General features: G+C 72.8%; 12 protein-coding genes and 2 tRNA genes. 5 read left to right on the forward strand and 9 right to left on the reverse strand.

The window, feature by feature from the left end; translation table 11 throughout:
- Positions 1-87: 87 nt before the first annotated feature.
- Positions 88-2,598, forward strand: coding sequence for a SpoIIE family protein phosphatase (locus tag ACFCZ1_RS02465; protein WP_376676451.1), 2,511 nt, complete (start codon positions 88-90; stop codon positions 2,596-2,598).
- A gap of 129 nt (positions 2,599-2,727) precedes the next feature.
- On the opposite strand, the gene ACFCZ1_RS02470 is transcribed toward ACFCZ1_RS02465, so the two are convergent.
- Positions 2,728-6,204, reverse strand: a complete 3,477-nt coding sequence (locus ACFCZ1_RS02470) for a M28 family peptidase (protein WP_376676773.1) — start codon at positions 6,202-6,204, stop codon at positions 2,728-2,730.
- 187 nt (positions 6,205-6,391) lie between these two features.
- Here ACFCZ1_RS02470 and ACFCZ1_RS02475 point away from each other — a divergent pair, with 187 nt between their 5' ends.
- A complete protein-coding gene (locus tag ACFCZ1_RS02475) occupies positions 6,392-7,351 on the forward strand; it encodes a LysR family transcriptional regulator (RefSeq protein ID WP_376676452.1) in 960 nt (319 codons plus the stop codon).
- 81 nt (positions 7,352-7,432) lie between these two features.
- Here ACFCZ1_RS02475 and ACFCZ1_RS02480 read toward each other — a convergent pair whose 3' ends face one another.
- The 3 genes from ACFCZ1_RS02480 to ACFCZ1_RS02490 all read right to left on the reverse strand — a co-directional run bounded on the left by ACFCZ1_RS02480 (position 7,433) and on the right by ACFCZ1_RS02490 (position 9,659).
- Entirely contained in the window at positions 7,433-8,263 is an 831-nt protein-coding gene (locus ACFCZ1_RS02480) for a class I SAM-dependent methyltransferase (protein WP_376676453.1), read from the reverse strand.
- Positions 8,264-8,650: 387 nt separating this feature from the next.
- Complete coding sequence (locus tag ACFCZ1_RS02485) at positions 8,651-9,229, reverse strand: hypothetical protein (protein WP_376676454.1); 579 nt, start codon at positions 9,227-9,229, stop codon at positions 8,651-8,653.
- 190 nt (positions 9,230-9,419) lie between these two features.
- Positions 9,420-9,659: an antitoxin MazE7 gene (locus ACFCZ1_RS02490; protein WP_376676455.1), complete on the reverse strand. Its 240-nt coding sequence runs from the start codon at positions 9,657-9,659 to the stop codon at positions 9,420-9,422.
- Positions 9,660-9,777: 118 nt separating this feature from the next.
- On the opposite strand from ACFCZ1_RS02490, the gene ACFCZ1_RS02495 reads away from it, so the two are divergent.
- Positions 9,778-10,173 carry a PRC-barrel domain-containing protein gene (locus tag ACFCZ1_RS02495; RefSeq protein ID WP_376676456.1) on the forward strand — a complete coding sequence of 132 codons (396 nt, stop codon included), beginning with the start codon at positions 9,778-9,780 and terminating at the stop codon, positions 10,171-10,173.
- A 103-nt stretch (positions 10,174-10,276) separates the two neighbouring features.
- On the opposite strand, the gene ACFCZ1_RS02500 is transcribed toward ACFCZ1_RS02495, so the two are convergent.
- The 5 genes from ACFCZ1_RS02500 to ACFCZ1_RS02520 form a co-directional block, all read right to left on the reverse strand.
- On the reverse strand, positions 10,277-11,023 hold the full coding sequence (locus tag ACFCZ1_RS02500; RefSeq protein ID WP_376676457.1) for a tyrosine-protein phosphatase: 747 nt from the start codon (positions 11,021-11,023) through the stop codon (positions 10,277-10,279).
- 65 nt (positions 11,024-11,088) lie between these two features.
- Positions 11,089-11,472: a VOC family protein gene (locus tag ACFCZ1_RS02505; RefSeq protein ID WP_376676458.1), complete on the reverse strand. Its 384-nt coding sequence runs from the start codon at positions 11,470-11,472 to the stop codon at positions 11,089-11,091.
- Between the two features lie 51 nt (positions 11,473-11,523).
- Positions 11,524-12,951: an ankyrin repeat domain-containing protein gene (locus ACFCZ1_RS02510; RefSeq protein ID WP_376676459.1), complete on the reverse strand. Its 1,428-nt coding sequence runs from the start codon at positions 12,949-12,951 to the stop codon at positions 11,524-11,526.
- Positions 12,952-12,995: 44 nt separating this feature from the next.
- A tRNA-Cys gene (locus ACFCZ1_RS02515) sits at positions 12,996-13,069 on the reverse strand.
- A 167-nt stretch (positions 13,070-13,236) separates the two neighbouring features.
- A tRNA-Met gene (locus ACFCZ1_RS02520) sits at positions 13,237-13,310 on the reverse strand.
- 108 nt (positions 13,311-13,418) lie between these two features.
- Between ACFCZ1_RS02520 and ACFCZ1_RS02525 the strand changes: the two genes are divergently transcribed.
- Together ACFCZ1_RS02525 and ACFCZ1_RS02530 are read left to right on the forward strand one after the other, a co-directional pair.
- On the forward strand, positions 13,419-13,925 hold the full coding sequence (locus ACFCZ1_RS02525) for a GNAT family N-acetyltransferase (RefSeq protein ID WP_376676460.1): 507 nt from the start codon (positions 13,419-13,421) through the stop codon (positions 13,923-13,925).
- Between the two features lie 273 nt (positions 13,926-14,198).
- A complete protein-coding gene (locus tag ACFCZ1_RS02530) occupies positions 14,199-14,939 on the forward strand; it encodes an SAM-dependent methyltransferase (protein WP_376676461.1) in 741 nt (246 codons plus the stop codon).
- The last annotated feature ends 7 nt before the right edge of the window (positions 14,940-14,946 follow it).

Below are 14,946 nucleotides of genomic sequence, written 5' to 3' on the forward strand. Positions count from 1 at the left end.
CTCGACCCGCGGTCTCTGGTCACCCCGGGTAGTCGCTGCGGGAATACCCACTGAGCGTGGCGTTCGGCAGGTCGAAGGGTGGTAGCGATGGACGCACCAGCTCCGGGGCTGGGCGAGGGGCCCGAGGACCCGTTCGCGCTGCACAACTCGGCCTCGGCGGTAGTGGACGGCCAGGGCAGGGTCGTCGGCTGGAGCGAGCGCGCACAGGAGCACCTCGGCTACCCGCCCGAGGAGGTGATCGGCCGGACGGCGATCGAATTCCTGTTCGATGCCGGTGACCGTCAGGCAGTCCTGGACGCGGCGGCCGCGTGCGAGCGTGAGCAGGGCTGGTCCGGCGTCATGCCCGTCCTGCACCGCAGCGGGCAACGGGTGGAGCTGGGTTTCCGCGCCCGCCCGGTCATCCGCGCCGGCTCCGACCGCGAGTGGTTCCTCGTCGCCGCCCCGGCACAGGAGGTGCGCCAGTGGGAGACGGACCGGTCGGTCCTGGACGGCCTGTTCCGGCGCTCCCCGATCGGGCTGTCCGTCCACGCCCCCGACCTGAGCATCCTGCGGGTCAACCGGGCGCTGGCCCGGTTCGCGCAACTTCCCGCGTCGGAGGTCCGGGGCCGATGCATCGGCGACTTCCTCATCGGTCCGGACCTGCAGACCATCGAGACCCGGCTGCGACGGGTGCTGGCGACGGGCGCGCCCCTGATCTTCACCGAGCAGCCCTGTCGCCTGTGGAGTGAACCCGGCCGCGAGCGGGTGGTGTCGGTGTCGGCGTTCCGGATGGAGGATCCCTCCGGCGCGATCCTCGGAGTCACCCAATTGGTGGAGGACGTCACCGACCGCTACCGGGCCCGGCGGCGGCTCGCCCTGCTCAACCGGGCGAGCGTCCGCATCGGGACCACACTGGATCTCGGCCAGACCACCCGCGAGCTGGCCGACGTCGCCGTCCCCGACCTCGCCGACGCCGTCTCGGTGGATCTGCTGGAGTCGGTGGCCCGCGGCGAGGAGGCGGCCGAGGAGGCGGGCGAGGAGGCGGGCGAGGAGGCGGGCGGAGGCGGACCGGTCCGCAGGATGGCCGTCCACTCGGTCATGGGAGAGGCACTGCAGGTGATGTACTCCGCCGGAGAGGTCTTCCACTTCGACCCCCGCACCCCGCAGGCCCGGTGCCTCGCCGAACAGCAGCCCATCCTCGAACCAGTGCTCCAGAGCAGCCCCGGCTGGTACTTCCGGGATCCGGAGCGCATACGGCGCGCCCTCGGCCTGGGCGCTCACTCACTGATCGTCGTACCGCTGACGGCCCGCGGTCTGCTCCTCGGCCTGCTCAGCCTGTGGCGGGCCGAGCGGCCCGAACCGTTCGAGGAGGACGACCTCACGCTCGCGGAGGAATTCGCCGCGCGCGCCGCCCTGTGCATCGACAACGCCCGCCGCTACACCCAGCAGTACCAGGGGGCGCTGACATTGCAGCGCAGCCTGCTGCCGCGGGAACTGCCCGAACACAGCGCGGTCGAGGTCGCGCACCGCTATCTGCCGGCCGATCCCGCCACCGGCGTCGGCGGCGACTGGTTCGATCTCATCCCCCTCTCCGGGGCCCGCGTCGCCCTCGTCGTCGGCGATGTCGTCGGCCACGGCCTGCACGCCGCGGCCACCATGGGCCGCCTGCGCACAGCCGTGCACACGCTGGCCAGCCTCGACTACGCACCGGACGAGGTCCTCTCCCACCTCGACGACCTGGTCAACCGCCTGGCAGATGAGCAGGAGCCTGCCGACGGACGCTCGCAGGGCCAGCAGATCGTCGGCGCGACCTGCCTCTACGCGGTCTACGACCCCATCTCCCGGCGCTGCACCATGGCCCGCGCGGGCCACCTGCCCCCCGCCGTGGTGACCTCCGACGGCACGGTGAGCCTGCCCGACCTTCCCGAGGGACCACCCCTGGGCCTGGGCGGACTCCCGTTCGAGGCCGCCGAATGGGAACTCGCCGAGGGAAGCCTGCTGGCGCTGTACACGGACGGCCTCGTCGAAGCCCGTGGCCACGACCTCGACGAGGGTCTCGCGCAGCTGCGAGAAGCCCTGTCCCGGCCCGGCCGCTCGCTGGAGGAGACCTGTACGGCGGTGCAGGACGCCCTGCTGCCCGAGCACCCGCGCGACGACGTCGCACTGCTCCTCGCCCGCACCCGCGTGCTGGCGCCGGAGCAGGTCGCCTCCTGGGAACTGCCCGCCGAGCCGACCGCCGTCGCCCGGGCACGGGAGCTGACGGAGGCCACACTGACCAAGTGGGGCCTGGAAGGGCTCGTCTTCACCGCCGAACTGGTCGTCAGCGAACTGGTCACCAACGCCTACCGGTACGGCGGCGGCACCCCGATGACCCTGCGGCTCATCCGCGACCGCAGCCTGATCTGCGAGGTCTCCGACAGCAGCAGCACCGCTCCGCACCTACGGCGGGCGCGCACCACCGATGAGGGCGGGCGCGGTCTCCTGCTGGTGGCCCAGCTCACCGAACGGTGGGGCACCCGCTACACCCGGGACGGCAAGACCGTCTGGACGGAGCTCCCCCTGGCCACGGCGGCGGAGGGGTACTCCGCGGCTGCCGCGATGCTGGGCTTCGATCGGTGACACCAGGGCGGTCCGCGGCCGTGGAGGCGGCGGCCGGGACCGAGGGGTCACCGGCCGCCGTACGGCGTGCGTCCGGCCCGGACCCCGCAGCGCGGGGACCGGGCCGGACTCCAGGTGGTCAGGCGGGCGTCAGCTCACCTGGACGGTGACGTCGTCCACGACGAAGGAGGTCTGCAAGGACTGGTCCTCCACGCCGTTGAACTTCAGGGTGACGGTCTGGCCGGCGAACGGCGAGAGGTCGTACGACTTCTGCACGTAGCCGGAGTTCGCGTCCAGGTTGGACAGGGTCGCCAGGGTCTGGCCGCCCACCGAGACGGTGAACCGGTCGTAGACGACGCTTTCGTCCTCGTCCGTGTCGATGTGGAGGAAGAACGAGAGCTGGTACGAGGAGCAGCCCGACGGGATCGTCAGCGACTGCGAGGCACTGTCCGTGTGGGTGGACCCGTACCCGTTCAGCCACGCCATGTAGCCGCCGCCGTGCGGGACCTGGCCGGACTGGTTGGTGATCACGCCCGCGGTCGCCGTCCACGGGCTGGCGCCGTTCTCGAAGCCGCCGTTGACCACGAGCTGGCGCGGGGTGCAGGTGCCGCCGCCACCGCTGACCGTCAGCGTGTACGTCGTGCTGTGGCTGACGGTGCCGGAGCCGGTGACCGTCAGGGTGTAGGTGCCGGGCACGGTGCTCGCGCCGACCTGGACGGACAGCGTCGAGGAGCTGCCGGACTGCACGGACGTCGGGCTGAGGGTGGCGCTCACCCCGGCCGGCGCGCCGGACACGGACAGGGCCACCGTCTGCGCGGCGCCGCTCACGGTCTGGGTGTTCACCGTGGCGGAGGTGGAGCCGCCGGGAGCCGCGGTGCCCGCGGACGGGCTGGTGCCGAGGGAGAAGTCCTGCGCGGGCGTCTCCCCGCCCACGGCCTGCTTCCAGACGGCGTACGCGACGCCGTCGGCGCTGCGGTCCAGCACCGTGGCGTTGATGTTGTTCGCGGTGTCGCAGGCGCTGTGGTAGCAGGAGTCGTAGGCGGCGTTCGCGGTGCCGCCCCACTTGGCCGCCTGCGCCGAGGTCTTGCGGGCGCTGGCGCCGGCCGCGTAGCCGGAGGTGGGGATGCCGGCCTGCTGGAAGGAGTAGTCGTCGCTGCGGCCCTGGCCCTCGGTGTTCTCTTCGGGCGCCAGGTTCAGCGAGGTCCAGTACGCCTTGAGCGGGGCGGCGGTGGTGGAGTTGACGTTGTTGATGAAGTAGCCGCCGTTGGGGGAGCCGACCATGTCGAAGTTGTAGTAGCCCTTGACGGCCGCGCGCTGGGCGCTGCTCAGCTGGCCGACGTAGAACTCGGAGCCGTTGAGGCCCTGCTCCTCATCGGTCCACCAGGCGAAGCGGACGTGCTTCGTCATCGTAGGGTTCTTCTGGGCGAGGACGAGCGCGTTCTCCAGCAGGGTCGCGGAGCCCGAGCCGTTGTCGTTGATGCCCGGACCGGCCGAGACGCCGTCGAGGTGGGCGCCGAACATGACCGTCTGGTCGGCGGGGCCGCCCGGCCAGTCGGCGATCAGGTTGTTCGACGGATAGGTGCAGGAGGTGCAGTTCTGCTCGGTCACCGTGTAACCGGCGGCCTGCAGCTTGCCCTTCACGTACGCCAGCGACTGGGTGTAACCGGCACTGCCCGCACGGCGGTTGCCGCCGTTCTGGGTCGCGATGGTGTTGAACTGGGTCAGGTGTGCCTGGACGTTGGCGACGCTGATGTCCGGCGGGTCGTTGGGAGGCTGGGTCCCGCCGACGTTGAGCGCGTAGTCGACGGTGTGGGAGAGCGCGCTCCCCTGTCCCTTGACGACGACGGTGGACGCGCCGGGCGCCGCGTTGGCGGTGGCGGTCAGGGTCAGCACCGAGGACTGGCCGGACTGTACGGTGGCCGGGTTGAAGGAGGCGCTCACCCCGGCCGGCAGGCCGGTGGCGGTCAGTGTCACCGACTGCGCGGTGCCGGTCGTGACGGTGGTGCCGACCGTGGTGGTGACGGTACCGCCCTGCTGGACGGTGCCCGACGACGGGTTCAGCGCCATCGAGAAGTCGTTGTTCTGGCCGCTCGGCGTACAGGTCGGGTCGGCGGACTGGGCCGGCACCGTGATGGCGTCCCACGCGGCCTTGGTCTTGTTGAAGAGGTCGCAGGTGGTGTCGAGCGACTTGGCGGAACTCAGCGTCGCCGTACGGTACTTCTTGTACGACATGCTGCTGGTCTTGAGCAGCATCCCGCCGTAGAAGATCTTGCCCGCGTTCTGCACGCCCACACCGGTCAGCGTGGACTGGTTGCAGGTGGGGCTGCTGGGTTTGCCGCCGCCCGGGTTGGTGCCCTCGGCCAGCAGGTAGAACCAGTGGTTCAGCGGGCCCGCGGCCTTGTGCACCTCGGTGCCGGGTATCGCGGAGCTGTAGCAGGCCGGGTCGTTGTTGACGGCCGGCGGGTTGTACATGTTGCGGATCGGGCCCCGGCCCTGGAGGTTGATGACCTCGCCGACCGTGTAGTCCGGAGTGTCGTACGGGGAGGGCTCGTTGATGTACGCCTCGGTCAGCGCCCCGAAGATGTCGCCGGTCGCCTCGCCGAGCCCGGCCTCCTGGCCGCTGGTGCCGCCGGGGGTGTTGGAGTCGATGGCGTGCCCGTACTCGTGGGCCACCACGTCCACGCCGGCGATCCACTCGTTGGCGCTGTTGTGCCCGATGGTGACCGAGCTGCCGTCCCAGTAGGCGTTGAGGTCGCTCAGGCCGACCTTGCCCGGGAAGCTGCGCCCGTTGCCGCTGACGCCGTTGCGGCCCAGCCACTGGCCGAGCATGTCCCACTGCTTCTGCGCGGCGAACATGAGGTCCACGCAGCCGGTTTCCTTGCTGGTCGGGTTGCCGGTACCCCAGGAGTCGGTCGACTTCGTGAAGACCGTGCCGGTGCTGTAGTCCGCACAGCTCAGGCCGGTCCGGTTCGGGTCGCGCAGCGTGTACGTGGAACCGGAGTTGGTGGTGTCGACGGTGAGCGGGTTCGGGCCGTTCCACTTGCTGTTGCCGGAGCCGGCGACCACGTCGTCGTAGCTGTCGACGAAGGCACCGCTGCGGGCGTCCACGAACACGTGCAGTGAGCTGGGCGCCGTCCGCGTCCGCCCGGTCAGGACGGTCTCCCAGGCCAGGAGCGGCTTGTCGTCCTTCAGCCGGACGACGAGCCGGCTGCTCTCGACCTTGTCGACCGAGGCCAGTTTCGTCCGCGAGGTGGCCTCGGCGTCCTTCGCGGTGACCGAAGGCCGGGTCGCGACGTCGATGCGCACGGAGGAGGCCGACTGGAGGGCGCGTACCTTGCCCGCGCCGTCCGCGAGCACGACCGCGTCGCCCCCGACGACCGGAAGGCCGCGGTAGCTGCGCTCGTACGCGACGGAGTAGAGATCCTTCACCCAGGGGGTGACCAGGCGTCGTTCGTACCGCTCCTGCGAGGAGTTGACCAGGGAATCGAGACCGCTGCCGACGGCCTGGTCCGCGGCGGCGACCGCGCGTGCGGCCGGTGTGTCCTGCGGGGACGGTGCGGGCTGCGCGTGCGGCGCTGCCGATGCCGTCCCGGCCAGGGTTCCGGCGAGGCTCGCGGTCAGCGCCATCGCTGCCACGGCCGCCGTCCATCTGGTGGGCTGCAACGTCCACTCCGATCGTGGGGGGGGGTGGGTGGGGGGTGTGCGTGCACGTTCGCGGCCGAGTATGAGCGTGTACATGACGGGATTGGGACATCTCGGCGGACATAAGGCCCGCGTTATGGTGCCTCGGCGGCGCGCTGCGTACGCTGCCCGGATGCAGCTGGAGTTGAGGCATCTGCAAGCTGTCTGCCGGATCGCCGAAGCGGGCAGTCTGGGGGGAGCGGCGCGGCGCCTCGGGGTGTCCCAGCCCGCGCTCTCGGCCCAGCTGCGCCGCATCGAGCGGGTCACGGGCGGCGAGCTGTTCGTGCGTGGCCGCAGTGGGGTGGAGCCCACGGCGCTGGGCCAGTTCGTGCTGGCCAAGGCGCGCCGGGTGCTCAGCGAGATGGACGCGCTGGGAGCGGAGGCGCGGGCCATCGACACCGGGACCCCGCTGCGGCTGGGCTGCATCCTGCTCGTGCTGATCGACGGTCTGCTGGCGGAGACCGACCTGTTCCGCTCCGGGCAGGAGATCACGGTCGACCTGGAGGACTCGGTGACCGTGCTGGCCCGGATGCTCGGCGCCGGCCGCTACGACGCCATCGTGTATGGGGAGGTCAACGACCACGAGGTGGTGCTCCCCGAGGGGGCCCTGGCGAGGACGCTCATCCCGAAGGAGCCGTTCTGCATCAGGCTGTCGGCCCGGCACCGCCTTGCGGGCGCGGACCGCATCGAGCTGGCCGACCTCGCCGGCGAATCGTGGATGACGCTGGTGGTGGACGACGACGGCGGCCCCGAGGCCCTGGTCGCCGCCTGCGCGAAGGCGGGGTTCACCCCGTCACTGCGCTACCGGATCACCGACCGCAAGATGCACTACGACCTGATCGCCGCCGGCCGCGCGATCTCCCTCAGTCAGCCCACGGCCCCGGCGGCGGAGGGCACGGTGATGCGCCCGCTCGTCGGCGCCCCGGTGACCGGCCGGATCCGGCTCGCCTGGAGCCGCTCCGCGGTCTCGGCCGGCCAGGCGGAGCTGCTCTACCGCGCCGCGGCCCGCGCGTACGTGGCCAATGTCGGCAACAACGCGTTCCACAAGGAGTGGTGGGACGCCCACCCGGAGGTGCATCCGGCGGCGGACTGACCGTACCGGCGTCGCGGCGGCCGTGTCCGGTCCTCGTGTCCGGCCCCCGTGCCCGGTCCCGTGCCCGGTCCCGTGCCCGGGTCAGTCCTGGCGGTGGGCGGTGAGCAGCAGGTACTCCCACTCCATGGCGCCGTCCCGGAGGTGTTCGCGGGCGAGGGCGTCGAGGTCGGCGTCCAGGGCGGCGGCGCGCTCGGGGTCGTCGCCGAGGCTGCGGTAGACGGCGACGGTCGGCCCGTAGCAGGCCTTGAAGAACTCACGGAAGTCCGCTGGCTGCGGGAACCGGTCCACGCGGACGGTCTCGCGGCGGGCGTCGACGTCGGTGACGCGGTCGCCGAGGAGCTCGTGGACGTGCTCCTCGTCCCCCCACAGCGGAGGCGGCTGCGCCCCGGGCGGCGGCGGGGGCGCGTACGGCTTCATGGTGGCGAACATCCGGCCCACGAAGCCCTGAGGGGTCCAGTTGACCAGCCCGACCGTGCCGCCGGAGCGGCAGACGCGCAGCATCTCGTCCGCGGCGGTCCGGTGGTGCGGGGCGAACATGACGCCGACGCACGACATCACGACGTCGAACTCGCCGTCCGCGAAGGGCAGAGCCTCCGCGTCCGCCTCCCGCCACTCCAGCCGGGCACCCCGTACGGCGGCCAGGTGCCGCCCGATCTCCAGCAGCTCGGGGGTGAGGTCGGACGCCACCACGTCGGCCCCGGCCAGGGCGGCCGGAATCGCCGCGTTGCCGGAGCCCGCCCCGATGTCGAGGACGCGGTCGCCGGGCCGCACACCGCACTCGCGGACCAACAGGGCTCCCAGCTCCGGGATGACGTGGGAGGCGACCGACGGGTAGTCGCCCATCGCCCACATCGTGCGGTGCTTGGCCTTCAGGGTGCGGTCGGCCTGGACCGCTTCGCTCGGCTGGGTCATGACAGCCGCCCTCCAGGGGCCTGAGCAGCCCCGTTCTCCGAGCATAGGGAGCTTTCGCGGACCCAGCCTCTTGACGGGCGACAGGGCCTGGAACGGTGCGGGCGTGGGGATCCCGAAGCCCTGGCGCGGGCCGTGGAGGGGGCCGTGGCGGGAGACCGGCACCGACCTGATGCCCGGCTGCCTCACCGCAGTTCGCCGGGCATCACCCCCGCCGTGCACCTCGCCGACCGGGCCCGCCGGGTGGACCTCCCCACGGCGGCGCACCCCGCCGGTCCGGAGGTACGGCGGGCGGCGCCGGCCAGGGCCCTGACGGAGCTGCCCGCCGGACTGCGCGGGCGCGCCGGCCCGACCCCACCGCCGTGGCGGAGGGCGTCACGCCGGCGCCGGTCAGCGGCGGCTGTTGAGGAACCCGATGGCGACGGCGCCCCACCAGGCGGCCTGCGAGACGGCCGCGGTCGCGGCACCCCGGAGCAGGAGCGCGCGGGTGGCGGGCCGGCCGTCGAGGGCGGCCAGCCGCCGGTGCAGGACGCCCGCCTGCACGCCGTTCAGGGCCAGGAGCAGGACGAGGCCGAGTTTGACGCAGGTGAGGGGCGAGGACAGGTCCGGGTGGAGGAAGGCCCCGCTGGCGATGAGCCCGGCCAGCCCGGCCCAGACCGGCAGGTGCAGGGGGGTGGTGGCCTCGACCACGTCGCGCAGCGATTTGCGGCCGCTGAGCCAGAGGGCCCCGTAGTAGTCGATCGCGAGGACCGCACCGAAGCCGATGACGAGGGAGGCGAGGTGGACGAAGAGGGCCACGGTGTGGAGCGTGGGGTCTGCCCGGAGGTGGACGGCCACCCAGGTGCTGGCGGCCCATCCGGCGCATACGGTGAGCGAAGCCAGAGCGGGTGCGCACCACTGCGGAACCTGGAGGAGATCGGACGGCTGTCCGGATCTTCGTCGGATCGGGGCGGCATCTGCGGTGGACATGGTGCTCCGATGGCGGGGGAGGTGCAGGTGAGGGTGGGTCCGCGCCTTCGAGTGGCGCGAGCGAGGTAAGGCTGCCCTAAGCTTTTGATTCCGTCAATCGTGCGTCCCGGGCCCCCTTCCGGCGCACACGTTGCGTGCACGCCGGACTACGCTCCGGTGGCCTGGCGCCTGCCGGTTGACGCGGAGCGCCTCACACCGCCGGGGGGCCGGAGGGGCCGGGGCCGAAGTCGTGCTCGAAACCCTCGCGGAACCCGGGCCGCGTCACCGCCTCCTCGAAGGCGCGGGCGGCGCGGGCGAGAGCGACGTCGTTCTCCTGGGCGGCGGTCAGTTCCGCCAGGTACGCCCGCAGGCTCAGCCCACGGGCCGCGGCGAGGGCGGCGAGCCGGTCGTGGACATCGGTGTCGACCTCGACTGTGGTGGTGTCAGCCATGGTCCGAGTATGCGCGGTCCGCAGCGGCGGCGGGGTGGTTACGGCTCCGGTTACGGGGCAGGCGCGACGTGCGGCGGGAAGGTCCCGCCGCCCGCCCGACCGGAGGAGTTGTTTTCGCGTGACTGAGCACGTGTGGAGTTACCGCCCGACCGCTCGCCATCTGGCGGGCACCGACCTCACGGGCTGGAAGGTCGAGGCCACGGACGGCAGCATCGGCAAGGTCGACAAGCACAACGACGAGGTCGGTGACGCCTACCTGGTGGTGGACACCGGCGTGTGGATCTTCGGGAAGGAAGTCCTCATCCCGGCCGGCGCCGTGACCGAGGTCGACCTGGAGAACGAGACGGTTCACGTGGACGCCACCAAGGAACAGGTCAAGGCGGCCCCGGAGTTCCACCGTGAGAAGCACCTCGGCGACGCGGGCTACCGCGAGGAGCTGACCACACACTACGGAATCGGAGGCCCGCTCGGAGGCCCGCTCGGAGGCCCGTTCGGCGGTGACCACCGGGCCTGACGCCCAGGCCGCACCGCCGCGACGCGCGCGGGCCGCGACGGCCTGTCGGGGCGGTCGCCGACCGCCGCGACAGGCTCCGCCCGGCCGTCGGCGGGCCGCTGGTTCAGGCCTGCTGCGGGGCGGGTTCGAGCAGGTTCTCGCGCAGGGCGGCGACGAGGGTGTCGTCCACGCCGAGCAGATCTGCCGCGTAGGCCCGCACGGACCCGTGCTCGCGGTTCAGGGCCGCGAGGAACAAGCTCATCACCTCGGCGGGCGCCCGCCCGTACCCCGGCCAGACGGGCTCCTGGCCGGGATGGTCGGTCCGCCAGTCCGCGAGCAGCCGGGCGGTCGCGAGCCCGGTGAGGGCGAAGTCCTCGACGATGACGTCCTCGGGGACCCCCAGCAGGGCCAGGACCAGCGCCGCCAGCAGACCGGTGCGGTCCTTGCCGGAGGCGCAGTGGAAGGCCACGGGGCCGTCCTGGCCGGCGATCACGTCGAGGGCTGCGCGCAGTTCCACGACGCCGTCGTGGGCGACTTCCATGTACCGCTCGGCGAGGTACGGCCCGGTCTCGACGTCCGGGCCGAGCGACGGCTGGTCGTAGGGCCGGTGCTCGATGCTGAGGTGGTGGTAGGCGAGTGACGGATGCGCGGGCACCCGGCCCTTCGCGTCGATCTCCCAGGAGTACCGCAGGTCGATGACCGCGCCTACGCCGAGTTCCAGGAATCGCTCCCAGTCCGCACCCCGCAGCTTGCCGAGGGAGTCGGCCCGGAACAGCCGGCCCCACCTCACCGCATGTCCGCCGTCGGCGGTCGTATAGCCGCCCAGATCACGGAAGTTGTGCAGCCGCTCGAAGGATATGTGTCTGTCCACACGTGGACTCTATGCCGTGATCGGGGAACGGCGGTGTACCAACCCGTGGTTGAGGCGATGCGCGGTCAGGCCGACTCGTGGAGCACGGACAGCACGTTGCCCGCGGGGTCCTTGAACCAGGCGATCGACGGCATGCCCTCCCCTTGCTCCCTGACGATGCCCTTGGCGTCGTGGTCGAAGCCCGGATAGCGCTCGAAGCCCACACCGAGCGCCGTGAGCTCGTCGACGGTCTTCTCGACGTCGGCCACCGGGAAGTTGAGCACGGTGAAGTCCGCCGCCCGGTGGTTTTCCTTGGGGTACAGCAGAACGGTCCCGCCGCCTCCGAGGTGCAGGAAGAGCATGCCGTTCTCCTCCGAAACCCGCAGGCCGAGCGTCCCGCCGTAGAACTCCTTGGCCTTATGGACGTCGTCCACCGAGAACCCGCTGAATGCCTTGGTGTCCTGGAACATGATCACTCCCGTGTGCCGCAGCTCCCCTCTCCCATCTTCCTCCCGGAGGCGTCAGCCCGCCCCGGGGCCGGGAGGGCGCAGCACGTCCTGAAGGCTCTGTCCCGTCGCGTTGTCGCGGACCGCGGGGTCCACCCCGGCGGCCAGCAGGGCCGCCACCCCCGGGGCGTCACCGTGCCGCGCGCGCTCGAACAGTTCCCGCCTCAGCGGCCGCAGGGCGCGCGGCAGTCGGCCCCGCCCCGAGGCCCACGCCTGCTGCACGGCGAAGCATCCCGCGACCGCGCCGCCGAAGGCCCGTACGGCCTGCTCGCGCTGCTGCTCCAGTGCCGTGTGGGGGACCCGGAGCCTGCCGTCGCGGAAGGAGACCAGGTGCCATTCGCCACCGCAGCGGACCCGCACCGGTTCCAGGACGGCGGGCGGTCCGGGCGGCCCGTACGAGGTGCCCGCGGCCGGGAAGAGGGCGGCCGTCACCAGCGGATGCAGCTCTTCCGGCGCGACGCGCCCCGTGCGGACCAGCTGGAGGTCGGGCAGGCGCCGCCACGCGGTCCGCGGGACCGTGGGCGCGGAGCTGTACCGGTACGGCTCACCGGCTCGGGTGCGGAGGGGAACGCGGGCGCCGGGGCCGGCCGGTTCCAGCAGGATGTTCCCGCCGTACGCGCCGGGTATCCGGAACCGGTCGGCGACACCGGCCGCGACCAGGCGTCTTACCTCGCGGACCATCCGGGGCAGGTCCAGGGGAAGCCCGGCGATGACGTCCGAAGCGCGCGGCAGGGCCGTCAGGTCCGCGTCGATGCCCGCGGCGGCGAAGGCGCCGGCGATGTCCCCGCGGGCCTGGAGTACGGCGACCCACTCCTCCCTCGCGGCAGGGTCCGCGGCGCCGGGTTCGGTCTCGGGCAGCTCCCGCGGCCCGAGCGCAGTGCCGTCCGCGTCGAAGAAGGGGAGGCGTCCCGCGCCGCCGCCGCACCGCTCGCGCAGCTCCGGTGCGTGCCGGGCGTCCCAGAGGTGGCGCGTCAGGGTCCAGTCCTCGACCAGGCCCCCGCTCGACGCCCCGACGGCCTCGGCGGTGAGGAAGTCCAGGACGAGCCGCTGCGGACCGTCGTACCGCGCGGGGGTGAGGGCGGCCAGGTACGCCCCGCGCGCGTCGGCCCGGGAGCCGTGCCGGGCGAGGAGGACCACCCGGCGCGGCGCCAGCACGGTGGTGTCCGCGAGCCGGGGCAGGTGCCAGCGCAGCAGGTCCGGGGCCAGGTGGGCGAGGTCGTCCGCGACCGAGTCCCGGGCGGCGGCGCCGTGGCGCTCCGCGATCCGCGTCAGGTCGAGGGCGACGTCCACGGCGCAGACCGCGCAAGCCGACCGCCAGTCGCCGGCGGACCGGGCCTCGGTCGCGCCCTCGATCATCCATCGCGGTACCGCGAACCGCCGGACCCGGTGCCACAGGGCGAGCTCCCCGACGGGCAGCCCGCCCACCAGCGGTCGTCTGCTCACAAGTCATCGCCGATCGGGGGAGGAACGGGAGGGCGGCGGGGCGGCAGGGCCGGTCGGATTCGAACCGACGTCCTCCGGCTGTGCAGGCCAGGTGCGACGACCTCTGCGCTACGGCCCTGCCGAGGAGATCGTAACGAGTGGCCGCGAGGTGCCGGCGCGGCTGCGCCATGGACTGCCCGAGCGCCGTACCGGACCGGCTCACGAACGACGCATGACGAACGAACGACGAGCGACGCAAACGGCGAAGGCCCCGGATCCGTGAGGATCCGGGGCCTTCGCCATCAGTAGCGGGGACAGGATTTGAACCTGCGACCTCTGGGTTATGAGCCCAGCGAGCTACCGAGCTGCTCCACCCCGCGTCGGTAGACACCACCCTACGGCACTGCGCGGCCGCCGCCGACCACCCCCGGTACGGGGCGGCCCGAAATCGGGTGTCGCGGCCCGGCCGGGCCGCGACAATGCTGTCCATGCGCATACGAGCGGCACGCCCCGACGAAATGCCCCTCCTCCAGGACATCGAGAGGGCGGCCGGGCTGTGCTTCCGAGAGGTCGGCATGCCGGAGATCGCCGACGACGAGCCGCTTCCGCTGGATGAGCTCGCCCGCTACCAGCGGGCCGGGCTCGCCTGGGTCGCCGTCGACGAGGCCGACGCCCCCGTCGCGTACCTGATCGCCGGCCGCGTCGACGGAGGCCTCCACGTCGAGCAGGTGTCGGTGCACCCGGACAGCGCGCGCCGCGGTGTCGGCCGCTCCCTGCTGGACCACCTGGCGGACCGGGCCGCGCGCGACGGCCTGCCCGAGCTCACCCTCACCACCTTCACCGACGTCCCCTGGAACGCCCCGTACTACGAGCGCTGCGGATTCCGGCAGCTGGACGAGGGCGGGCTCACGCCCGGCCTGAGGGAGATCCGCGAGCAGGAAGCGCGGCACGGCCTGGACCGGTGGCCGCGCGTCTGCATGCGCCGGGCCCTGTGACCGGGGCACCGCGAACCGGCCCGCGGCGCTCCGTCGGCGGTCCTCGGCGGTGAGCGCCGGCCGCCGCCGGCCGTACGGCGGCATGCCGAAGGAGACCGACTCGCACGGCTCCGCCGGGCGCGACCGTCCTCGCGTCGGCCACCCTCTTCGAGCCCGCGCCCAAGGCCCCGGACCCGGCCGGCCCGGGCGGAGGAGTCCGCCCGGCGGTGCGGTCTCCCGTGAGGCGGCGCAAAATCGGATGCGGCCGCGGGCCCCGTCTGGCAGCCTGCCGCGGTGAACCGCGAACTGATCTCCCTCCTGGCCCATACCCACCATCCCGTCGCCGCTCCGCTGTCGGACCACACGGTGCACGGTCTTCTGGAGCGCGGCCTGCCGCGCGGTGACGAACGGGTCCTCGACCTCGGCTGCGGCGGCGGTGAGTGGCTGCTGCGCTGCCTACGCATGCACGAGGGCGTCCGCGCCCACGGAGTCGACATCTCGGAGCCGGCCCTCGACCGGGCCCGGTCCGCCGCGGACCGGCTCGCCGTCGCGGACCGCCTGACGCTCCACCACCAACCGGCCTCGGACCACACCTCCGCGGACCCCTACGACCTCGTCCTGAGCGTCGGCGCCGCCCACGCCTTCGGCGGCCTGCTGCCCACCCTGGAGGCCGCCGGGAAGCACCTCGCCCCCGGCGGGCACCTTCTGATCGGCGACGGCTTCTGGCAGCAGGAGCCCTCCCCCGAAGCGGTGGAGATGCTGGGCGACTTCGCCGATCTCGCCGGCACGCTGGACAACGTCGCCGCGGCCGGCTGGACGCCCGTGTTCGGCCACGTCAGCAGCCGCGAGGAGCTCGACTCCTACGAGTGGTCCTGGAGCGGCTCCCTGGCCGCCTGGGCGCTGGACCACCCCGAGGACCCCGACGCCCCCGACGCCCTGGCCGCCTCCGCGCTCCACCGGCGGGAATGGCTGAGCGTCTACCGGGAGACCTGGGGCTTCGTCACGCTGCTGCTCCGCGCCGACCCGCCCCGCTGACCGCGGC

The sequence above is a fragment of the Streptomyces sp. NPDC056224 genome, assembly GCF_042267665.1.
GTDB lineage: Bacteria > Actinomycetota > Actinomycetes > Streptomycetales > Streptomycetaceae > Streptomyces.

Excerpts from the sequence above, each read along its gene's own strand:
- ACFCZ1_RS02465 (WP_376676451.1), top strand. The coding sequence starts at position 88 with ATGGACGCACCAGCTCCGGGGCTGGGCGAGGGGCCCGAGGACCCGTTC.
- ACFCZ1_RS02470 (WP_376676773.1), bottom strand. The coding sequence starts at position 6,204 with ATGGCGCTGACCGCGAGCCTCGCCGGAACCCTGGCCGGGACGGCATCG.
- ACFCZ1_RS02475 (WP_376676452.1), top strand. The coding sequence starts at position 6,392 with ATGCAGCTGGAGTTGAGGCATCTGCAAGCTGTCTGCCGGATCGCCGAA.
- ACFCZ1_RS02480 (WP_376676453.1), bottom strand. The coding sequence starts at position 8,263 with ATGACCCAGCCGAGCGAAGCGGTCCAGGCCGACCGCACCCTGAAGGCC.
- ACFCZ1_RS02485 (WP_376676454.1), bottom strand. The coding sequence starts at position 9,229 with ATGTCCACCGCAGATGCCGCCCCGATCCGACGAAGATCCGGACAGCCG.
- ACFCZ1_RS02490 (WP_376676455.1), bottom strand. The coding sequence starts at position 9,659 with ATGGCTGACACCACCACAGTCGAGGTCGACACCGATGTCCACGACCGG.
- ACFCZ1_RS02505 (WP_376676458.1), bottom strand. The coding sequence starts at position 11,472 with ATGTTCCAGGACACCAAGGCATTCAGCGGGTTCTCGGTGGACGACGTC.
- ACFCZ1_RS02525 (WP_376676460.1), top strand. The coding sequence starts at position 13,419 with ATGCGCATACGAGCGGCACGCCCCGACGAAATGCCCCTCCTCCAGGAC.